The organism is Anaerolentibacter hominis, from assembly GCF_032380675.1.
Lineage (GTDB): Bacteria > Bacillota > Clostridia > Lachnospirales > Lachnospiraceae > Anaerolentibacter > Anaerolentibacter hominis.
Genome location: NZ_JAWDIX010000001.1, coordinates 1,546,872 through 1,567,750 on the forward strand (window position 1 = coordinate 1,546,872; position 20,879 = coordinate 1,567,750).

General features: G+C 46.6%; 18 protein-coding genes. 5 read left to right on the forward strand and 13 right to left on the reverse strand.

Annotated elements, in window-relative coordinates:
• Positions 1 to 11 precede the first annotated feature (11 nt).
• The gene (locus ABCW47_RS07180) at positions 12 to 1,316 is read right to left on the reverse strand and encodes a phenylacetate--CoA ligase family protein (RefSeq protein ID WP_343209173.1); all 1,305 of its coding nucleotides are present in this window, start codon (positions 1,314 to 1,316) and stop codon (positions 12 to 14) included.
• A gap of 263 nt (positions 1,317 to 1,579) precedes the next feature.
• Here ABCW47_RS07180 and ABCW47_RS07185 point away from each other — a divergent pair, with 263 nt between their 5' ends.
• Positions 1,580 to 2,608: a 3-deoxy-7-phosphoheptulonate synthase gene (locus ABCW47_RS07185; RefSeq protein WP_343209174.1), complete on the forward strand. Its 1,029-nt coding sequence runs from the start codon at positions 1,580 to 1,582 to the stop codon at positions 2,606 to 2,608.
• Between the two features lie 6 nt (positions 2,609 to 2,614).
• Here the strand turns inward: ABCW47_RS07185 and ABCW47_RS07190 are convergent, their stop codons facing one another.
• From ABCW47_RS07190 to ABCW47_RS07200, 3 genes are all read right to left on the reverse strand, one after another.
• Complete coding sequence (locus ABCW47_RS07190; protein WP_343209175.1) at positions 2,615 to 3,154, reverse strand: stage II sporulation protein M; 540 nt, start codon at positions 3,152 to 3,154, stop codon at positions 2,615 to 2,617.
• A 75-nt stretch (positions 3,155 to 3,229) separates the two neighbouring features.
• Entirely contained in the window at positions 3,230 to 3,778 is a 549-nt protein-coding gene (locus ABCW47_RS07195) for an NUDIX hydrolase (protein ID WP_343209176.1), read from the reverse strand.
• A 99-nt stretch (positions 3,779 to 3,877) separates the two neighbouring features.
• On the reverse strand, positions 3,878 to 5,083 hold the full coding sequence (locus ABCW47_RS07200; protein ID WP_343209177.1) for a pyridoxal phosphate-dependent aminotransferase: 1,206 nt from the start codon (positions 5,081 to 5,083) through the stop codon (positions 3,878 to 3,880).
• A gap of 267 nt (positions 5,084 to 5,350) precedes the next feature.
• Here ABCW47_RS07200 and ABCW47_RS07205 point away from each other — a divergent pair, with 267 nt between their 5' ends.
• Complete coding sequence (locus ABCW47_RS07205; RefSeq protein WP_343209178.1) at positions 5,351 to 6,232, forward strand: DUF4397 domain-containing protein; 882 nt, start codon at positions 5,351 to 5,353, stop codon at positions 6,230 to 6,232.
• A gap of 123 nt (positions 6,233 to 6,355) precedes the next feature.
• On the opposite strand, the gene rny is transcribed toward ABCW47_RS07205, so the two are convergent.
• The 4 genes from rny to ABCW47_RS07225 form a co-directional block, all read right to left on the reverse strand.
• Complete coding sequence (gene rny / locus ABCW47_RS07210; RefSeq protein WP_343209612.1) at positions 6,356 to 7,903, reverse strand: ribonuclease Y; 1,548 nt, start codon at positions 7,901 to 7,903, stop codon at positions 6,356 to 6,358.
• A gap of 212 nt (positions 7,904 to 8,115) precedes the next feature.
• A complete protein-coding gene (locus ABCW47_RS07215) occupies positions 8,116 to 8,718 on the reverse strand; it encodes a regulatory protein RecX (protein ID WP_343209179.1) in 603 nt (200 codons plus the stop codon).
• A 47-nt stretch (positions 8,719 to 8,765) separates the two neighbouring features.
• Positions 8,766 to 9,827 carry a recombinase RecA gene (gene recA, locus ABCW47_RS07220; RefSeq protein ID WP_343209180.1) on the reverse strand — a complete coding sequence of 354 codons (1,062 nt, stop codon included), beginning with the start codon at positions 9,825 to 9,827 and terminating at the stop codon, positions 8,766 to 8,768.
• Between the two features lie 248 nt (positions 9,828 to 10,075).
• Positions 10,076 to 10,321: a hypothetical protein gene (locus tag ABCW47_RS07225; RefSeq protein ID WP_343209181.1), complete on the reverse strand. Its 246-nt coding sequence runs from the start codon at positions 10,319 to 10,321 to the stop codon at positions 10,076 to 10,078.
• Between the two features lie 671 nt (positions 10,322 to 10,992).
• On the opposite strand from ABCW47_RS07225, the gene glmS reads away from it, so the two are divergent.
• The 3 genes from glmS (at position 10,993) to ABCW47_RS07240 (ending at position 14,304) form a co-directional block, all read left to right on the forward strand.
• Positions 10,993 to 12,813 (forward strand): glutamine--fructose-6-phosphate transaminase (isomerizing), encoded by a 1,821-nt coding sequence (gene glmS, locus ABCW47_RS07230; RefSeq protein ID WP_343209182.1) that lies wholly within the window; start codon positions 10,993 to 10,995, stop codon positions 12,811 to 12,813.
• Positions 12,814 to 13,004: 191 nt separating this feature from the next.
• The gene (locus ABCW47_RS07235) at positions 13,005 to 13,850 is read left to right on the forward strand and encodes a helix-turn-helix domain-containing protein (protein WP_343209183.1); all 846 of its coding nucleotides are present in this window, start codon (positions 13,005 to 13,007) and stop codon (positions 13,848 to 13,850) included.
• A gap of 49 nt (positions 13,851 to 13,899) precedes the next feature.
• Positions 13,900 to 14,304, forward strand: a complete 405-nt coding sequence (locus ABCW47_RS07240; protein ID WP_343209184.1) for a VOC family protein — start codon at positions 13,900 to 13,902, stop codon at positions 14,302 to 14,304.
• 199 nt (positions 14,305 to 14,503) lie between these two features.
• On the opposite strand, the gene ABCW47_RS07245 is transcribed toward ABCW47_RS07240, so the two are convergent.
• From ABCW47_RS07245 to ABCW47_RS07265, 5 genes are all read right to left on the reverse strand, one after another.
• The gene (locus tag ABCW47_RS07245) at positions 14,504 to 15,814 is read right to left on the reverse strand and encodes an RNA-binding domain-containing protein (RefSeq protein ID WP_343209185.1); all 1,311 of its coding nucleotides are present in this window, start codon (positions 15,812 to 15,814) and stop codon (positions 14,504 to 14,506) included.
• A gap of 77 nt (positions 15,815 to 15,891) precedes the next feature.
• Positions 15,892 to 16,773 carry a DegV family protein gene (locus tag ABCW47_RS07250; protein ID WP_343209186.1) on the reverse strand — a complete coding sequence of 294 codons (882 nt, stop codon included), beginning with the start codon at positions 16,771 to 16,773 and terminating at the stop codon, positions 15,892 to 15,894.
• Positions 16,774 to 16,899: 126 nt separating this feature from the next.
• On the reverse strand, positions 16,900 to 18,825 hold the full coding sequence (locus ABCW47_RS07255; RefSeq protein WP_343209187.1) for an NAD(+) synthase: 1,926 nt from the start codon (positions 18,823 to 18,825) through the stop codon (positions 16,900 to 16,902).
• A gap of 111 nt (positions 18,826 to 18,936) precedes the next feature.
• Entirely contained in the window at positions 18,937 to 20,202 is a 1,266-nt protein-coding gene (locus ABCW47_RS07260) for a diaminopimelate decarboxylase (RefSeq protein ID WP_343209188.1), read from the reverse strand.
• 360 nt (positions 20,203 to 20,562) lie between these two features.
• Complete coding sequence (locus ABCW47_RS07265; protein ID WP_343209189.1) at positions 20,563 to 20,796, reverse strand: AbrB/MazE/SpoVT family DNA-binding domain-containing protein; 234 nt, start codon at positions 20,794 to 20,796, stop codon at positions 20,563 to 20,565.
• Between the last annotated feature and the right edge of the window lie 83 nt (positions 20,797 to 20,879).

The following is a 20,879-nucleotide window of genomic DNA, read 5'->3' on the forward strand; positions in this document are numbered from 1 at the left end:
TTTTCAACAGACTAAATTTTTCTCAGATCGGTCACACGCTTTGCTTTTCCCTCAAACCGCTGCAGTGTTCCGGGTGCCACCAGCTTAATTCCCGCGTCCAGTCCCAGAATCGTCTTTAACTGGGCTCTTATTTTCTTTTCCAGATTTTCCATTTTTCCGTAGGAGTCCAGAATTGCCTCATCCTTTAATTCCACGCTGATCTTCATCGTGTCCAGATGGTTGATCCGATCCACCACGATTTCATAGTGGGGAGCAATCTCTTCTATCTTTAACAGTACTTCCTCAATCTGCGTCGGGAACACATTGACCCCGCGGATGATCAGCATGTCATCGGAACGGCCGGAGAGATTTTCCATTCTGCAGGTCGTTCTGCCGCAGCTGCAGGGTTCATAGAACAGACGGGTCAGATCCTTTGTCCGATAGCGGATCAGAGGGAGTGCCTCCTTGCCGAGGCAGGTGATAACCAGCTCGCCCAGCTCCCCTTCCGGAAGGACTTCACCGGTCTTAGGATCGATCACCTCCGGGATAAACCAGTCCTCGTTCACATGCATACCGCACAGCTCGGAACATTCGCCGGACACACCCGGTCCGCACAGTTCACTCATACCGTAATTCTGTGTGCAGTTAAAGTCTTCGCCCCAGATTTTCTTCATCTCCGCGCGCATGGACTCGGTCATTCCCTCGCCGCCGAACAGGCCTGTCTTAACCTTTAAGTCTTTGGCCGGATCGATTCCCATCGACCGGGCCACCTCGCCGATATGTAGCGCATAGGACGGTGTCGCCACCAAAAGAGTGGTTCCCATATCCTGCATAAACATAATCTGCTTTTTCGTATTTCCCGAGGATGTCGGCATCACCGCCGCGCCGATATTCTCCAGGCCTGCGTGAAGCCCCAGCGCACCGGTAAACATACCGTAGCCAAAGGCAATCTGCACCACATCGTCCGGCATGGCGCCGCCCATACACGCGATCCGGGATACATTGTTAATCCACATATTCAGATCGTTTCTGGTATAGCCCACAACCGTGGGTTTTCCGGTGGTACCGGAAGAAGCATGGATTCGAACCAGTTCATCCTTCTGTACGGCAAAAAGCCCCATGGGATAGTGATCACGAAAATCCGATTTATTGGTAAATGGTAATTTCTGCAGGTCCTTCAAAGACCGGATGTCCGACGGCTTTACACCTGCTTCATCCATTTTCCTGCGGTAGGGCTCTACCTTCTCATAAATATAAGCTGTTGTTTCCTTCAGTTTTTTCAGCTGAATCGCTTCAATTTCACTTCGAGACAACGTTTCTTCTTTTGCCCAGATCATACTCTTTTCCTCCAAAATCCTGTCATTCGGTCAGATTGTTTCGATTTTACGCAAAACATATCAGCGCTTTAACGCATTAAATACCATGATAATCATTTCCATACTATTTGTCAAGCTGGGAAATGCTTCTCCAATCAGATGCCCAAACCACAGACTGCTTTCTCAAAACAGCTGTGACTCTCTTATAACCTTCACTTGACTTTGATTTTCTATGACGTTAAAATAAGGGATTGAGTGGATGACACACAGAGAGGAGAAGTAAAATGGCTGGAATTTTCATCAAAAAAGTAATATCCCCCACTGAATTAAAAGAATTATGTCCTCTGCCGGATGAGTTGAAAAAGGTAAAGCAGCTCCGGGACGAAGAAATCAAAAAAGTCTTTACCGGCGAGTCTGATAAATTTCTCGTAATCATTGGTCCCTGTTCGGCGGATAATGAAGACGCCGTATGTGACTATATTACACGTTTAAAAGAGGTTTCAGATAAAGTATCCGACAAGCTGATTCTGATCCCCCGTATCTATACGAACAAACCCCGTACAACCGGTGTCGGATACAAGGGTATCGTGCATCAGCCCAACCCTGAGAAAAAGACAGATTTCCTGGAGGGGCTACGGGTCATGCGCCATATGCATCTGAGGGCAATCGAGGAAACCGGCCTGACCGCCGCGGACGAGATGCTCTACCCTGAGAACTGGCCCTATCTGGAGGATATTTTGTCCTATGTTGCAATCGGTGCCCGCTCCGTAGAAAATCAGCAGCACCGCCTGACCGCCAGCGGTCTGGATGTACCGGTGGGCATGAAGAATCCTACCAGCGGTGATTTTTCGGTTATGCTGAATTCCTGTATCGCCGCCCAATGCTCCCATACTTACATGTACCGGGGATATGAGGTCCGCACCGACGGCAATCCGCTGGCCCATACCGTGCTGCGTGGCGCAGTGAATAAGCATGGACAGGCTATCCCGAACTATCACTACGAAGACCTTATGCGTCTGATGGATATGTATCAGCAGCTGGATCTGGAAAACCCTGCATGCATTATCGACTCCAATCACGCTAACTCCAACAAGCAGTATGCAGAGCAGACCAGAATTGTGAAAGAAGTTCTTCACAGCCGCAGTGTCTCCCCGGATATCGCCAAACTGGTCAAGGGCGTCATGATCGAAAGCTACATCGAACCAGGCAGTCAGAAGGTCGGCGAACATGTTTACGGCAAATCAATCACCGATCCATGCCTTGGCTGGGAGGATTCCAAACGTCTGATTTATTACATCGCAGAGCATGTATAACTCGCTCTATACGCTCATGGAAAAGGAATAATATAGAAGGGGATTCCCATAGGCTTCCAGGAAGCACCCCGCTACCATAAGAATGAAAAGCAGAAGGATTGCAGGCACTTCCTCAATCCATCTGCTTTTTCTTTTGTTGAACCGTATTCCTCTTCCAAACAGGAAATAGATAAAAGGAATATAAATCAAATAGTGGGGGAAAATCAGCAGCAGAAACTGCACAATCCCCTTAAATCCCAGAATCAGTATTTCCCCGCCCAGCACAAAGCCAAGGCAAAAGCCTTTATAGACGCTCCAGATTCCCAGAAGCGGCGAAAGAAAATGAGTCATGCAAATCAGCCAGAAAATCAGATACCATTTCAGATGATCCACCAGCACCATCCGAAGCAGCACAGGCTGGGAAATGACAGCGCCGCTGTCCTTATCATAGGCCGAGCAAAAAGAAAGAAAGGATTCCAGATAGAACCCTTTCAGCAGATTCGCAGCCACAACTCCCAGAATCAGCGCTCCGCCAAAAAACAAGGCAAATTTTTTTCTGCTGTCCATATCATTCCATCCTTTAGCGGATTTCTTTCTTAAATGTATGACCCGGACATTTGAAACATGCCTGTAACCTTGGAGCTACCTGCCGCGTTCTTTTTCTTTCAGCGTGCGGTATGCCAGGACCGCCGCGATTGTCTTGGCATCCTGGATCGTCCCGTTCAGAACCATGTCGCACAGTTCTTCCAATCCATAGCTTTCCAGAGATACAAATTCGTCCTCGTCCAGATGCTGTCTGGAGGGCTCCAGATTTTCCGTATAATAGATACCAATCTTTTCATTGCAGAAAGCCACTGTGGTAAACAGATCCAGCAGATGGCTGACTTCCCCTTTCGCCCGGTAACCGGTCTCCTCTTCCAGTTCTCTGGCGGCGCAGGTCTTCATATCTTCTCCCTGATTCAGACCGCCGGCCGGTATTTCCAGCGTAAACTTTTCAGGCGCGTTCCGGTACTGTCTCACCATCAGGATTCTGCCGTCCGGCAGGACCGGTACAATAGCCGCCGCACCCTTGTGTTCGATAAAGTCCCACTCTGCCACATGTCCGCTGGGAAGTTTAATATAATCTGTATAAAAATCTACAATTTTACCATGATGGGCCAGTTTACGGTCCACGCGTTCATATTTTTCCATTTTCTCATTACTCCATTCTGAAACATCTAAGCCGGGGAATACACCGTCTTTAGATTAAAAAGGGGCCGGAAAATTTATTCCAGCCCTCTCATCGTGTCTTTACTCTAATGTTTGAATAAATTCTTCAATCCGGTCCAGTCCCTTGCCAATCTGCTCGATGGAAATGGCATAGGAGAGACGGATGTGATCTTCAAAGCCAAAGTCCGCGCAGGGAACTACGGCAACTTTAAAATCTTCGATCAGGATCTCCGCCATTCTGGACGTATCTCCGATTACTTCGCCTTTATATTTCTTGCTCAGAACCTCCGCTACATCCACAAATAAATAGAATGCTCCGTGGGGTTCTATGGCATCCAGGTACGGAATTTCTTTCACACGCTTATACATATAATCCTTGCGGGCTGCAAATTCCTGATTCATAATGGCAACTGTTTCCTGGGGGCCGTTTAATGCTTCCACCGCTGCCTTCTGCGCAATGGAATTGGGATTGGAGGTCTGATGGCTCTGAACGCTTCCCATCAATTTCGCCAGTTCCACGCTGGAACCGGTATAGCCAACCCGCCAGCCCGTCATCGCATAGCTCTTGGAAAGTCCGCTGCAGGTGATGGTTCTGTCATAGATCTCACTGCCAAGCGAAGCAATGCTGACATGCTTATATTCCTCACCGTCATAGGTCAGATATTCATACATCTCATCGGAAACCACATAAAAATCCTTGTCCACAGCAACCTGGGCAATCGCCTCCAGTTCCTCACGGGTATAAACCATGCCGGTAGGATTGTTGGGAGAATTCATTACCAGTGCCTTCGTCTTGTCTGTGCAGGCATCTGCAATCTGCTCAGCCGTCACTTTATATCCATTTGCTTTATCACCGTAAATATAGACAGGAACGCCTCCCGCGAGTTTCACGATCTCCGGATAGCTCAGCCAGTAAGGAGCCGGGATAATAACCTCATCCCCGTCATTGATAATTGCAGTAAATATATTCGTCAGAGAATGTTTTCCGCCGTTGCTGATCACGATCTGATTTTTCGCATAATCCAGATGATTATACTCCTTGAACTTTCTGCTGATTGCTTCTTTCAGCTCTTCTGTTCCGGAAGCCGGGGTATATTTCGTAAAACCGTCGTGAATCGCGTTCACTGCGGCCTCCCCAATATTTTCCGGTGTGTTAAAATCCGGTTCACCTGCACCAAATCCGACCACATCAATACCCTGTGCTTTCAATGCCTTTGCTTTGGCTGTAATCGCCAATGTAGAGGAAGGTTTTACTGCTTTCGCCTTTTCTGAAATCGTCAATGCCATAGTCACAACTCCTCGCTTTTATACTTGTCCCGGAGTAATGGTACCCATAACCCGGAAAACCGTAAAGTAGTTTTTCTTTCTTATTCTCTGTATTTACATCGAATAATATCATAATATAATTTATTTTAAAATGCAACAAGCAATTATGCGCCCTCCCTTTCCGGGCGGCTGCTTGGTCCGGTTGCCTGCCGGCAGCCATATCTGCTGCACAAAAGCCGATACAGCCGCATATACCAAATAAGAAGAGCTAACTATGAGGCTGTCACAATGAATGAATTTGTTTCTTTACCTCTGACCGCGGCCCAGATGCCGGACGAACCGATTGATCCGGGCTTTTCCGTACCGGATACGGAAATAATAGGGCCCGCTCCGGACAATACCATTGATCCCGACTTTTCTGTGGTGCCGCCGGTCTATCCAATTGATCCTGACTTTTCCGTCATGCCGCCCAATGATACCATTGACCCTGACTTTTCTGTTATGCCGCCCAATGAACCGGTTGATCCTGATTTTTCCGTCATGCCGCCGGTCTATCCGGTTGTTCCCTGTCTTTACTGCAATAACAACCAGTGGGTCCGCGGTGCTATCAGGCTGCTTAACGCCGCCACCGGCTACAATGCCTTCAATGTATTAATTGACGGCCGGCTTGCCGCCGCAGGGTTTAATTTCCCGGAGATAACCCGGTACAGACAGTTAACCCAGGGGTGGCATACCTTTACAGTCATGGGAACAAACGGATATATTTTTGTCCGGAAATCCCTTTACGTGGGCGACGGCATGGCAACCGTGGCTATCATCAATGCCCGTACCGGTCTGGACTTAACGATGATCGAGGATACGACATGTCCTGCAAATTATAATTCCGCATGTTTCCGCGTATGCAATCTGGCCTATTACAGCGGTCCGGTCAACGCAGCCATCGGCAACATCTATTATAATGCAGTTAATTTCAAGACTGCCGCCAGCTTCAGCCCTCTTGCAGCCGGAAGCTACACACTGACTGTTGCAAGATCTGCCCGGCCGGAAGTGACATTAGTATCCACTACCGTCAGGTTAAACCCGCGCCGAATCTATACTGCTTATGTACTGAACTGGAATACATCGCCCGATACGATTCAGACCCTGCTGGTCGAGGACCGCAGAAGCTAATCGTGCAGCAGCAGTTTTATCCCATAGGGAACGATGTTTCCTATGGGATAAAAAAATGCCCTAAACCCGCTTGAATCTTAGATTCTCACGTTTTTAGGGCATTTGTCATATTATTTTGAACAATTATTTTGCATAATCTGTTACTCTGGATTCCCTTATCACATTAACTTTAATCTGACCAGGATACTCCAGATCACTTTCAATTCGTTTGGATAAATCTCGAGCAAGCAATACCATATCATCGTCTGAAATCTGATCTGGCACCACCATGACACGGACTTCACGTCCGGCCTGGATGGCAAATGACTTATCAACTCCCTTAAAGCCATTGGCAATATCTTCTAATTGTTTCAACCGGTTTGTATATGTTTCAATCGTTTCTCTTCTTGCTCCCGGACGTGCAGCAGATATGGTATCCGCCGCCTGAACCAGACATGCAATCAGAGTTTCAGGCTCTACATCACCGTGATGGGATTCCACAGCATTGATAACGATCGGGGATTCCTTGTATTTCTTACAAAGGTCCGCGCCGATCTGAATATGTGACCCTTCCACTTCGTGGTCAATTGATTTACCAATGTCATGTAATAACCCGGCTCTCTTTGCCATTCTGACATCAACACCGATTTCTCCTGCTAATAAACCGGCTAACTGAGCCACTTCGATGGAATGCTTCAATGCATTCTGTCCGTAACTTGTCCGGAACTTCATACGTCCAAGTAAACGAACCAACTCAGGATGAATGCCATGTACCCCTGCTTCCAGGGTTGCCGCTTCACCTTCTTCACGGATGATGGTATCCACTTCTTTCTTCGCCTTTTCAACCATTTCCTCAATTCTTGCCGGATGAATTCTTCCATCCACAATCAGTTTTTCCAGAGCGATTCTTGCGATCTCTCTCCGAATCGGATCAAAGCCGGAAAGAATAACTGCTTCCGGTGTATCGTCAATAATCAGATCCACGCCGGTCAGGGTCTCAAGTGTACGGATGTTCCGTCCCTCACGCCCTATAATTCTTCCCTTCATCTCATCATTCGGAAGCTGCACAACTGAAATCGTTGTCTCCGCCACATGATCCGCCGCACATTTCTGAATCGCGGTAACCACATAGTCTTTCGCTTTCTTATCTGCCTCTTCCTTGGCCTTGCTCTCCAATTCTTTTACGAGCATCGCAGTTTCATGTTTCACATCTTCTTCAACCGTTTTTAAAAGATAATCTTTTGCTTGTTCGGAGGTCCAACCTGAAATTTTTTCCAACTCATGCAACTGTTTCTCGTGTAGTTGTTCGACTTCATCACGAATTCTATCCAAATCCGCTTCTTTCGAAGAAAGCTTTGCTTCTTTTTTCTCCAGGGCCTCGGTCTTTCGATCCAGAGTTTCTTCTTTCGTCAGGACACGCTTCTCATAACGCTGTAATTCCGCGCGGCGCTCCTTCGTCTCCTTCTCAAATTCATTCTTTGCCCTCAGAGATTCTTCTTTTGCTTCCAGCAGTGCTTCCCGCTTCTTTGTCTCAGCGGTTTTCAGTGCGTCATCTATAATTTCTCTGGCACGGTCTTCAGCGGTTCCAATCTTGCTCTCTACCACTTTTTTGTGATAAGAAATCGCTGATTTCCAGGAAACCAGAGCAGCTACGATCACAACAACACAAGCAACTCCAATAATCACTGGGATTTGCACAAGAACACCTCCTTATTAAATTTTCATTGTACAACACAACAAATAAATTCTATCCTTTTTTATGAAATATGTCAAGTCCGCTCCAGGGCTTTTTTGTACATATTGTGGAAAAATCAAACAGGTTTATTGTAAGCTCTGTACAAAAAAACGGCGTTGCTTCCAACGCCGTTTTTTCACCGTGAGAAATCTTACTGCGCTCTCACCACTTATTCCTGTTCTTTCTTTAAGCACCTGCATATCTCTTCATAACCAAAGCCGCGGCGTATCAAATAGGCATACAGCTTCTGGAAATCTTTGGGATTCTCTGAATCCATTCCCCGCTGCTTTTTTTCAATCAGCTTCGTCAGAAGTTCCTCCTGGCTGCCGTCCTCCTGTTCCAGAACCTGATCAATGATATCCTGAGAAACCCCTTTTTTCATCAGCTCGCCCCGAATCTGCCTGTAGCTTTTCTTTTCCTTCGCAAAATATACATACCGCTGGGCATAATTCAAATCATTGATATAACCGTAAGAATCCACATACTCAATCGCTGTCTCCACCGCATCGGCGCCGAAACCATTCTGCGTCAGCCTCCGTCTCAGTTCTTCCCTTGTCCTGTCGGCATGTTTCAGCAGCGCCATAGCCTTCTGCTTCGCATGCCGGTAAACGCAGTCATGAAGCAGTTCGGATAGCAGCTCCGGGGAAAGAGGCATGTCCTCCCTCAGGTGATATCTGGCTATCTCATTGCCATAGAGAAAAAAGCGGTCTTCTCCGTCAATAAAGACCCGGTATCTCTTTTTGGTCTCCTGGTGTATCTTCGTGATCGTCATCTCTCATACCTGTGCCTTCATACTAACATGACAGAATAAAACTCCGGTTATTTACCGTCTTTTGCTTTCCCATCTGCCTCTGTTCCTGCTTCGCCTTCGGTTTCTTCGTCTGTAACCAGATTATATTTCACTCTGACCTTCTTCTCAATCTCTGTAAAAATGTCCGGATTTTCCTTTAAAAACTGCTTGGCGTTCTCCCTGCCCTGGCCGATCTTACTGTCATTATAGGCATACCATGCACCGCTTTTCACAACTATGTTCTCCTTCGCGGCCAGATCCAGCACATCGCCCTCTCTGGAAATGCCCTGCCCGAACATAATATCAAATTCCGCTTCCTTAAACGGAGGCGCCACCTTATTCTTCACAACTTTCACACGGGTACGGTTACCCACAATCTCTCCATTCATTTTCAGCGTCTCAATCCTGCGGACATCCAGCCGGATGGAAGAATAAAACTTCAGCGCCCGTCCTCCGGTGGTGGTCTCCGGATTGCCGAACATAACTCCCACTTTCTCACGAAGCTGATTGATGAAAACCACGGTACAGTTAGACTTGCTGATCACCGCAGTCAGCTTACGCAGTGCCTGAGACATCAATCTGGCCTGAAGGCCCACATGACTGTCTCCCATATCACCGTCGATCTCTGCCTTCGGCACCAGCGCCGCAACCGAGTCCACAATAATAATATCTACCGCACCGGAACGCACCATAGTCTCTGTGATCTCCAGCGCCTGTTCACCGCTATCCGGCTGCGAGATATACAGTTCATCAATATCCACCCCTATATTCTTGGCATATACAGGGTCAAGGGCATGCTCTGCATCAATAAATCCAGCAATACCTCCCTGCTTCTGCACTTCCGCAATCATATGAAGAGCTACCGTCGTCTTACCGCTGGATTCCGGACCATATATCTCCACGACCCTTCCTCTCGGTACGCCGCCCAGTCCCAGCGCAATATCCAGGCTGATGGAACCGGTTGGTGTTGTCTCTATATTCATATTAACCCCACTGTCGCCAAGCTTCATAATGGAGCCTTTTCCATACTGTTTCTCAATCTGTGCCAAAGCCGATTCCAGTGCTCTTGTCTTGTTCGAATCTGTTACCATATACTATTTACCTCCGCATGCGAACTTATGTTCTGTTTATTAACATAGTAATACATCTGTTATGAATTGTCAACGAAATATTGTGAATTCTGTTGTCCGAAAGGACAGGATTTGTTTTTTGGTAAAAAAGTGATTAAAAACTGAACTGAATTGGAATAGAACGGTAGTCAGAGCAGAAAGAATGATACAGAGAAGGGCGCAGCATTTGTGCGCCCTGTTATTTATAGTAACATCCCTCAGTAACAAAATCAACAGCAGGCCATAGCCATCTTCAGAATTTTAGCCTCACCGCCGAACCGGGCTATTCTCATATCCCGGGTACACTCCTCAAATTCACGGAAGACATCCATAAAATCTCTCAGTTCATCCGCCCCCTGAAAATATCTTCCATTTTTTATATAAGTTTCAATAAACTCCAACACGTCGGTAACATGCTTATCACTGTAGTCATTTCCAACCATTTCAAGAAAAAGTTCTGATAAATAAGTATTCATTTTGTATTAATCTCCTTATGTGTCTTGTATTTCTTGTTGTCTGCAGCAGATTCATTATAAAGGGCTGTTTCTGAAAGCAGAAAAACCCCCTTACAAAATAAGACAGGTCCAAACGAAAAAACGGCTCAAAAAATAGAAAATAAAATAAAAAAATATTTTAATCCGCCTCAGATCCTCATTAATCTTCTTTATTTTATGCAGCCGGTCTCCGCCGTTCACAGCCTCCTGCACATTCTTAATATGCCTGCATATGATATCCTGTAGTCCGCTTGACTTTCATGCCTGTGCATGATAAATTTTAGGCAGGCACAGGATTTCCCGGGATCGCCGGCTGTATGATTTGCAGATCGGACTTCGGCATTTGATACGGCAAATAACAGAAATGTTATAAAACATTAGCGCCATGTACCTTTCCGGGGCCGTTTCATTGAACGGCAAAGGTCGACGAGGAAAAGAGTTTATCGAAAATTCGGCGGATGCTCTTTACATGTTACCGGACATGATTCTGTCAGCAAACTTCGCGGGTAACCGCGGAACAAATTTGACAGAACCGGCAGCAAGGGGTAATTGCGCCTATTTTTCCTGCACCGCTCACAGAACGGCCTGCCGGGATGTTCCGGTGCAGGAAACGGCGTATGCTCCTTAAGTCAATCGAAAAGGAGAGGTAAATTATGTGTGGAATTATTGGTTTTACCGGAAAACTGGACGCTGTTGAAGTTCTTTTGAATGGTCTTTCGGAGCTTGAATATCGGGGCTATGACAGTGCGGGAATTGCTTATTTTCATGGAAGCCGTGTTGAGACAATCAAGACGGCAGGCAAGGTGAAATGTCTAGCCGACAAAGCGTCTGCCGTTGCTCCGGCCGGGATTCACTGCGGCATCGGCCATACCAGATGGGCGACCCACGGCGGAGTTTCCGATCTGAATTCTCATCCCCATACCTGCGGCCGTGTTACATTGATTCACAACGGCATCATCGAAAACTATCAGACCCTTCAGGCGGAGCTGGCGGAAGCCGGAAAGGAACCCATCTCCCAGACCGACACGGAAATTGCCGCTATGGTGCTGGAGCAGCTTTATGAGGGGAATCCTGTAACTGCCATCAGACAGGCGGTAAAAAGGCTGACGGGCGCCTATGCATTCTGTATTCTTTTTGCAGACCATCCGGATACCATCTATGCAATCCGCAGCGGCAGTCCTCTGGTTGCTTCTCATGTGGGATCTGGTTCTGTTATCGCCTCCGACATGGTGGCTCTTCTCAAGTATTCCAAGGACTATTTTGTTGTGCCTGAAAATCATATAACGATACTTACACCCGAAGAAATACTGGTTACCGATATGGAGGGAAACCAGGTCATACCGGAAATGCTTCATGTCAGCTGGGATGTGAGCGCGGCCAAAAAGGGCGGATTTGAACATTTCATGTTAAAAGAAATATTTGATCAGCCGGATTCCCTGCGCAATACAATCGTTCCCAGAATTGTAGACGGCCTGCCTGATTTCGAACATGACGGGATACCGGATGAACTTTTTACCGGTGCGCGCCGCATTATTATCTCTGCCTGCGGTACGGCGATGCATGCCGGGCTTCTGGGACGTTCTCTCATGGAGCGGCTTCTGCGTATTCCTGTCACCGTTGAAATCGCGTCGGAATTCCGTTATCAGGACCCGATCGTGGATGAACAAACTCTGCTGATTACCGTTTCCCAGTCCGGAGAAACAGCCGACTCTCTGGCCGCTATCCGTCTGGCAAAAGAAAAAGGAGCCAAAACCTTCTCCATCGTGAATGTAAAAGGTTCTTCCATTGCCCGGGAAAGTGATTATGTACTGTACACACACGCCGGACCGGAAATTGCCGTTGCCAGTACGAAAGCCTATTCGGTTCAGGTTGCCTGCCTTTATCTTGTTGCCTTCCGCTGGGCCTATATACTTAAAAAACGGCCGGAGGAGGAAATCCGCCATGCTATGGATCAGATGTTAAAACTGCCGTCCCTGGTGTCGGAGGTACTCTCTCACAAACAGGATATTGAAGAAATCAGCAGGGAATTAAAGACATGTGAAAATCTGTTCTTTATTGGAAGGGGCCTGGATTATGCCCTATCCTGCGAAGGTTCCCTGAAATTAAAAGAAGTCAGCTATATCCATTCTGAAAGCTATGCGGCCGGTGAGTTAAAGCATGGTACGATATCACTGATCACCGACAATGTACCGGTGATCGCGCTGGCAACCCAGTCCGGCGTTTATACGAAAATGGTTTCCAATATCGTTGAAGTCCGCTCCAGGGGAGCTATGGTCATCATGATAACCGGACATAACGCACCAATAGAAAGTACCCTTTGTGATCATCAGATCCGCCTTCCTGAGGTAGATGATTTATTCGCGCCATTCTGTGCGATTCCGATCCTGCAGTTCATCGCCTACTACGCTGCGCTGCAGAGAGGCGTCAATGTAGATCAGCCCAGAAATCTGGCCAAATCAGTAACGGTGGAATAAGAGGACGAAGTTTTTGAGAACTTTCCTATGTAACAAAATAAGCGGCGCTGTTCCTGTCTTGGGATAAGCGCCGTTTTTCATTATTTAGGATTAGGGTGTCAAAAGCACCTTTGGTGCTATGCACTGTTTTGACACCCTAATCTATTTAGATAACTTCTCCGAACTTCCATATAGTAACCAGAATATCTGAAATGAGACGAGACATAATGATAACGAAAAACAGTTTAAAAATTATATCTGGCAGGCGGGTACTGATCCGAGAAGAAAAGTATGCTTACTTATTGCCATGTGAACGGCTTAGAAGTTTAATATCTAATTTCACAATCACCTTCCCCGATCCATCCATCATCTCTGATAATTATACGGTTATGCCCCATGGCAGTGTCACCCTTGTATTCTTTCAGGATTCCGGCGGACTTCACAGCTGGTTATTCGGCCCGGCTTCAAAACCGCAAAAGATCGGCGATATTGCAAATAAATGTGATTATATCTTTATTATCGAATTCCAGCCTGCAGGCTTTTATCCGTTTGGAAAAATGAATCAAAAGGAATTGAAAGACAAAATTATATCTTTTTCATCCATAGATCCCTCACTGGATGCTGTCCTACGACATAGTTTAAGTTCATCTTTAACCCCGGACGATCTGCTGGAGGAATTAGAGAAACAATTGATTCAAAACATTAAATTCCCATATCCAGAAGAACTTGCACAGGCTCTTCTGGCAGCCGTTCAAACGGAGGGTGTGGTAACCGCCGCAGAAATTTCGAATGATGTTCATTATAGCCCCCGGCATTTAAACAGACTGTTCAATTTATATCTCGGTATGAGCAGGAAAGCCTTCTCCCGTCTGGTAAAAATAAACAGATCCTTTAAACTGCTGAACGAAAAATCGAACACCCTGGAATATATATCAGAAAAACTTGGTTATTATGATGTATCTCACTTTGTGAAAGACTTTAAAACGGTATGCGGCATCACACCCCAGACATACAGAGCAAACATGTCCGATTTTTACAGTGAAGTTGCAAAATTTTAATTTTATAATAAAGCCTGTACATCAAATCACAAGAAAGGACGTAATAGAAATGAAATTCAACGAAACAACGATTCGGATTCTGGTACGGAAAAACTATGGAGAATGCTTTGACTTTTATACAGAAAAAATAGGATTAACTGTAGTTTGGGGCGATAGAAACGGACCTTACACGTCCTTTTCCACAGGCAGCGGCAACCCGCCCTGTATGGCCATTTTTGCAGGAGAGGCAATGCCGATGTTCCAGGGATATGTGCAGCCTGAATCCCACACCCAGCCGGACACCATCGCAGCGATCATTCCCACCTCTGACCTTGACGGCGACTATCGGAGGCTGAAAGAAGCAGGAGTCAAATTTCTCGGTGAACCACAATACATCGAAGCATGGGGGATGCGCTGCACCTATTTCAGAGATCCGGAAGGAAATCTGTTTGAATTAACTGATTCCAGTATTTAAACATAAAACGGGCCCAGCCGGGCCCGTTTTTTATCATGAAAGTAGATAAGACTCCCACCTTTATAGGTGGTGTGTAAATAACAAATTCGTCTTGGTGGGAGCCCAGTCTCCTTCCAAGTACGCCGAGGCGTACTTGAATACATGGAAACGCCATTCTATGCGGCTGCACCTCCCCTCTTCCTTCTTCCTTCTTCATTTTTCACTCTTCATTCCCTATCATTCCCCTCGCCCTCAGCCGGCTTAGCAGCTCTTCCTGAGTCTGCCTGCAGTTCAGTTTCTTTCTGCCGCTCTCCGTCTTAATATAAACAGTTCCCTTAGAGGTCTGAAATAACAGTTCGGAGACAAATGGACGCACGGTAATAGCAACCACGTATAAGTCCGGTATGATCTCTCCCTCCGCATCCGTAATATTCTGAAAGGATATCGTATAGAGATCGGGACTGATATAGGGCTCCGCCTGCCCCAGCGCATCTGTTACTCTCCGCCTGATTTTATCCTTCTCACTGTAAGAAAGGAGAACACCCTTTACCGTCCGGTCATCCCTGATTCCCCAGAGAATGGTCCCGCTGCTGCTCACCTGGCTATTCAGAAACGACACCACATAGACCTCAGCATTGGACACAATCGCTTTGCAGGGACTTTCTCCCAGAATTTCCTTAAACTCCGTATTCCGGCATTCCTCCAGAGGCACCTTCTCTCCCAGACGGTAGCTGACAAAGGATATCGTTTTTTCCTCTTCTCTAATAATATCCGGCAGCTGCCGGTTCCTGTAATTAAATGAAATAGGGCTTCTCCGGCGCTGTACTCCTTCCACCGGAATATATGCCACCTGATCCCGCTGCTCCGGCTCAAGCTTATATTCCGTATTCGAGGTGATGATAAACTGAACAGTGTGAACCGCACCCATCACCCTCAAAACACGCTGTACGGTTTCTGCATCCAGAAACGAAAGTATATTGTCTCCTAAAAATACAGTTCCGTCCGGCAGTGAGGAAATGATGCACAGCAGACGTATCAGTGTCTGTTCCCCGCCGGACAGGTACAGATAAGCGCTTTCCTTCGTCAGGCATCGCTCCAGAAGTTCCTGTTCCGGGCAGCCGGTCTCCGTAATAAAGCGGAGGGCATTTCTTACGCCTTCCTCGGAAAAGGACCGGTGTCTGTACATCTCCTCATTGGTATAAAGGTATACATACTTCTTCATAGCTGCCAGATCCGCCGCGTCCTCCAGATTGTCCAGTATAATACGGGTACCGGCTGCATCGTATTCCCTCCGGGCATGATAACTCTGTGTTCTCTCTTCTGCCCGGATATCCACCTGCGCGGTCAGCACAGAATCCGGGTAGTAATTAATAATGCGGTCCCCGTGAAAGAAGGAATATAGGGCTGCCAGCACATTAGTCTTCCCCGATGCATTCCGGCCTTTCAGCAGGCTTATCTTTCCCGGCGTGAAGTCCACCTCAAACCGGCCTAATGGGCCGAAATTATGAATTTTCAAAGATTGAATAAACATTTTCTCTCCCTCCAGTAAGTCCAGCGAGCTTGCTCAGGTAAAAAAGAGAGCCGCCAACGGCAGCCCTCTCTGAACTCTTATAAAAACCATTTTTTATACGGCGACTCCGTATTCAGGAATACCACACCGATTACTCCAGGTCCGGTATGTGCTCCGATGGCACATCCTACATAATTTTCTACAAACCGGGTCACCCCATACAGTTCCCTGACCTTCTCTTCCATATATTTAAGGGTTTCTTTGTCGTCACCATGGACGATACCGACAATCTGATTTTTCAGATCCTCGCCCCGTATGCCTACCAATTCCAGTACACGGTGAAGGGATTTTTTTCTGCCCCTTACCTTTTCAAAGGCAACCAGTGCACCGTCTTTATTCACTTCTATGATAGGCTTGATATCCAGAAGCCCTCCGGCAATCGCCGATGTACGGCTTATTCTGCCGCCTTTCAGCAGATACTCCAGTGTCTCTACTGTTACCATATGCTCTATATGCGCACAGTGGAACTGAATCGCATCTATGATTGTCTGCTTATCTGCCCCGTTTCTCTGCATCAGCAGCGCCATATAGACCACGATACCAAAGCCCGCGGAAGCACATTTGGAATCTATAATGGTCAGATCAAAATCCGGATATTCTTCCAGCAGCTCTGTCTTAGCAAGATTAGCCGCATTGAACGTTCCCGCGATTCCGGTTGAAAAGCAGACGTAGATCACTTCATCCCCATTCTTTGCATAGGGTTCAAAGTTCTCATGAAACATATAAGAATTGATATGATAGGTCTTAATATCTTTGCCTGAACGGAGAATATCATAAAATGTCTCCGGCTGAATGGTTTCACCATCGAAATAGTCTGTCCCGTCAATCACCACAGGCGTGGGAATCACATGGAGATTAAATTCCTCCTTGATACTTTTGGGTATATCTGATGCAGAATCAGTGATAATTTTTAAAGCCACTTAGGTTCCCTCCCTTAAATCTCACGCCCACTCCCCGTACCGGCGTGTAACTACTACTGTCAGTTTACCACCCGCCGTTTACTTTGTCCAGCCATAAGCCCGCCGCAAAAAATTTCTTAGAATTTCTTAAGAATTAATCTGTCTGACTGTTTTCAAATCCTCCAGCCATAAAGACGCGCAGGCATCGCTTGGCATTCTTAAGTCGCCCCTTGGAGAAAGAGCCACACTGCCCACCTTCGGTCCGTCCGGAAGACAGGAGCGTTTAAACTGCTGGCTGAAGAACCGCCTGTAAAACGTCTCAAGCCATTTATAGATTGTGTCTGCTTCATATACATTCTGAAATGCATACACCGCCATACGGTAAATTTTCGAGGGCTCGTACCCGAAGCGCATCACATAGTAAAGGAAGAAGTCATGAAGCTCATAGGGACCCACAATATCTTCCGTCTTCTGGTCAATTTCTCCGTCTTTTGCCGGCAGCAGTTCCGGGCTCACCGGCGTATTCAGCACATCCAGAAGTGTCTGCCTTAGCTCCTCGCTATCCGCAGTCCGGGCATAGTAGGACACCAGATAACGCACCAGTGTTTTAGGAACCGAAGCATTCACCCCGTACATAGACATGTGATCCCCATTATAAGTTGCCCAGCCAAGAGCCAGCTCCGAGAGGTCTCCCGTACCTACTACAAGTCCGTTATACTGATTAGCCACATCCATAAGAATCTGGGTCCGCTCTCTGGCCTGGCTGTTTTCATAGGTCACATCGTGAATATTACCATCATGTCCAATATCCTCAAAATGCTGTTCTACCGCCCGTCCAATGGGAATTTCCTTCAAGGTACATCCAAGCATCCGAATCAGGTCCAACGCATTCTGATAGGTCCGGTCTGTCGTCCCGAATCCGGGCATGGTAATACCCAAAATGTGTTTTCTCTCAATATGGAGGCTGTCGAATGCCTTAACCGTTACCAGCAGCGCAAGTGTAGAGTCCAGGCCCCCTGAGATTCCTACAACTGCACAGCGGCAGCCGGTATGCGCCAGCCTTTTTTTAAGCCCCTGAGACTGTATAGCAAGGATCTCCCTGCATCTGATATCTCTCTCGTCTGCCGCCTGAGGCACGAAGGGAGTCTGCTCAAATTTCCGGGTAAGCACAGTCTTCTCTATATTCAGAGAAAATGGCACTACGGTATATCCGCTCAGCGAGCAGGAGGAAAAGGAAGGAATCCGGCGTCGCTCGCTGACCAGGCGGCCCAGATCCAGTTCTGTCGTCAGAATTCCATTTTCGAATCGGTGTGATTCCGCCAGGATACTGCCGTTCTCTCCTATCATATTGTGTCCTGCGAACACCAAGTCGGTCGTCGACTCTCCCTCCCCTGCATCGGCATAGATATAACCGCAGATAAGGCGTCCGGACTGATTGCTGACCAGCTCCCGTCTGTATTTATGCTTCCCTGTCGTCTCATCACTTGCGGACAAGTTAACTATAACGGTTGCACCTGCCATCGCGTGACGGGATGAGGGCGGAACAGGAACCCACAGATCTTCACAGATCTCGGCGCCCAGAACAAATTCCGACATCTCCCGGCAGGAAAATAATATGTTAGGCCCAAATGGCACCTTCTCGCCGTCCAGTTCAATCCATTCCGTCTCTTCTTCTCCCGGGCTGAACTGTCTGGCTTCATAATATTCCGCATAATTAGGGATATTGCTCTTCGGCACCAGTCCCAGCAGGCATCCGTTCTGCAGCACTGCCGCCGTATTGTAAATCTTACCCCTGTACAGCAGCGGAAAACCCACTACGAGAATCATATCGTAACCTCTGAAAGCTTCTTTCACCTGTTTCAGAGCGGTCTGCGCCCCTCTGAGCAGCGCAGACTGGAGGAACAGGTCTGCGCAGGTATACCCCGTCAAACCCAGTTCGGGGAATACGGCCAGCTTCACACCCTGCTTCATGCACTCTTTTGCAGCCTCTATGGTTTTCTCCGCATTAAAAACACAATCCGCGACCCGAAGCTCCGGTGTCACGGCACTTACTTTTAAAAAGCCCTGTTTCATATGTCGTCCTTTCCTTCCAAATACCGTCTTTCATCATCCGATTACAGGAAAAGGAGCCCGCGCCGATTCCTCCCCGCGGGCATCCCCAAAAGCCGCCGGAAACGGCCTGAATCAATATTTCATATTCTTTAAAACATCACAGAAATCAAACGTTGCAAAATAGTCATGAGGCGTCTCGGCCCTGCGGATCATCTGAACGCTTCCGTCCTCTCTTAACAGCAGCTCCGCGGATCTTAATTTGCCGTTATAATTATATCCCATGGAAAACCCATGTGCACCGGTGTCGTGGATTACCAGGAAATCACCGATATCCACCTTCGGCAGCATCCGGTCCACTGCAAATTTATCATTATTCTCACACAGCGAACCAGTCACATCATACATGTGGTCGCATGGCTCATTTTCTTTGCCAAGCACCGTAATATGATGATAGGCGCCGTACATGGCAGGACGCATCAGATTAACCGCGCTGGCGTCCAGTCCGATATAATCTTTATAGATATGCTTCTCATGAATGGCTGTCGTGACCAGCTCCCCATAGGGCCCCAGCATAAAACGGCCCAGTTCCGTATAAATTGCCACATCCCCCAGGCCGGCGGGAACCATGACTTGCTCAAAGGCTTTCCTGACTCCCTCGCCTATCTCCATAATGTCGTTCCCCTCCTGATCCGGACGGTATGGAATTCCCACTCCGCCTGACAGGTTAATAAAGGTAATATTAGCACCTGTTTTTTCTTTCAGCTCAACAGCCAGCTCAAACAGGATCTTCGCCAGCGTGGGATAATATTCATTTGTTACTGTATTGCTGGCAAGGAAAGAATGTATGCCAAAATTCTTCACTCCCAGTTCTTTCAGCCGGCCAAATCCCTCCAGCATCTGTTCTCTTGTAAATCCATACTTGGCATCTCCCGGGTTGTCCATGATACTTGTACTGATTTTAAACACCCCGCCCGGATTGAATCGGCAGCATATGGTCTCAGGAATCCCGGCACATTCTTTCAGGAAATCAATGTGAGAAATATCGTCCAGATTGATAATAGCGTCTACCTCCCTGGCTTTTACATATTCGCTGGCGGGCGTGGCATTGGAGGAAAACATAATCTCCCCTTCTCCGAACCCCATCGCCTGGGAGAGCATCAGCTCCGTCTGGGAGGCGCAATCCGTACCGCAGCCTTCTTCCTTCAGAATCTTTAATATAAACGGATTCGGAGTTGCCTTAACCGCAAAAAACTCCTTAAATCCCTTATTCCAGGAAAAAGCCTCCTTCATTCTTCTGGCATTCTCCCTGATTCCTTTTTCATCATAGATGTGAAATGGTGTAGGGTATGTTTTTACAATCTCCTGTACCTGTTCTTTTGTAACAAATGGTTTTTTCATTCTTTTCTCCCATACCTTTCTCGTCTTGAGCACTTTCTGCCAAACAAGAATACGGTTTCTCCCAAGCAAATGAACGGCTTAAACAGCCGTAATGCCGTATTCCTATTATGTACTCTACATTATAATCCATTCTATATAGTAAATAAAATAGGAAATTTCTCATTTTGTCAATCGAAAAAGCAAAAAAGGGGAAAATACATTTATTCTTAAGTTGATAATTAGAATAAATTATTATGTGTTTAAATTTAAAACAAGTGATTATATATGTCTGAAATAAAAGAAAATAATATTTAAAGATGTGAATAAACAAAGATTAGACAAATATACAAATTAAAAGACTTGATAGAACTGGTAAAAGATTTATTCCTCTATACCCTCTCTTCTTAGAAACTCTGCAACAGTCATACATTTTGGGCGTTTCAAATTTAGAATTAAAAAATCCTTATTAGCAGTTGCAGATGCGTTGCTTACAACAATCTCTCCATTCTGATTTTGAAAGAACAAAATTTTATCTCCGGATTTAAGTCCAAGCCTGCGCCTTATTTCTACTGGCACTGTAATTTGACCATTTGCAGATATTTTTGCCAAGTTCATAATTATCATCCTTTCTATTCTTTAATACTCAAGAATTCTTTAATATATGTTTATTATACTGCCGATACCTTTAAAAGTAAACC

Coding starts and splice junctions, on each gene's coding strand:
- ABCW47_RS07180 (WP_343209173.1), bottom strand. CDS start 1,316: ATGATCTGGGCAAAAGAAGAAACGTTGTCTCGAAGTGAAATTGAAGCG.
- ABCW47_RS07185 (WP_343209174.1), top strand. CDS start 1,580: ATGGCTGGAATTTTCATCAAAAAAGTAATATCCCCCACTGAATTAAAA.
- ABCW47_RS07190 (WP_343209175.1), bottom strand. CDS start 3,154: ATGGACAGCAGAAAAAAATTTGCCTTGTTTTTTGGCGGAGCGCTGATT.
- ABCW47_RS07195 (WP_343209176.1), bottom strand. CDS start 3,778: ATGGAAAAATATGAACGCGTGGACCGTAAACTGGCCCATCATGGTAAA.
- ABCW47_RS07200 (WP_343209177.1), bottom strand. CDS start 5,083: ATGGCATTGACGATTTCAGAAAAGGCGAAAGCAGTAAAACCTTCCTCT.
- ABCW47_RS07205 (WP_343209178.1), top strand. CDS start 5,351: ATGAATGAATTTGTTTCTTTACCTCTGACCGCGGCCCAGATGCCGGAC.
- ABCW47_RS07215 (WP_343209179.1), bottom strand. CDS start 8,718: ATGACGATCACGAAGATACACCAGGAGACCAAAAAGAGATACCGGGTC.
- recA (WP_343209180.1), bottom strand. CDS start 9,827: ATGGTAACAGATTCGAACAAGACAAGAGCACTGGAATCGGCTTTGGCA.
- ABCW47_RS07225 (WP_343209181.1), bottom strand. CDS start 10,321: ATGAATACTTATTTATCAGAACTTTTTCTTGAAATGGTTGGAAATGAC.
- glmS (WP_343209182.1), top strand. CDS start 10,993: ATGTGTGGAATTATTGGTTTTACCGGAAAACTGGACGCTGTTGAAGTT.
- ABCW47_RS07235 (WP_343209183.1), top strand. CDS start 13,005: ATGAGACGAGACATAATGATAACGAAAAACAGTTTAAAAATTATATCT.
- ABCW47_RS07240 (WP_343209184.1), top strand. CDS start 13,900: ATGAAATTCAACGAAACAACGATTCGGATTCTGGTACGGAAAAACTAT.
- ABCW47_RS07245 (WP_343209185.1), bottom strand. CDS start 15,814: ATGTTTATTCAATCTTTGAAAATTCATAATTTCGGCCCATTAGGCCGG.
- ABCW47_RS07255 (WP_343209187.1), bottom strand. CDS start 18,825: ATGAAACAGGGCTTTTTAAAAGTAAGTGCCGTGACACCGGAGCTTCGG.
- ABCW47_RS07260 (WP_343209188.1), bottom strand. CDS start 20,202: ATGAAAAAACCATTTGTTACAAAAGAACAGGTACAGGAGATTGTAAAA.
- ABCW47_RS07265 (WP_343209189.1), bottom strand. CDS start 20,796: ATGAACTTGGCAAAAATATCTGCAAATGGTCAAATTACAGTGCCAGTA.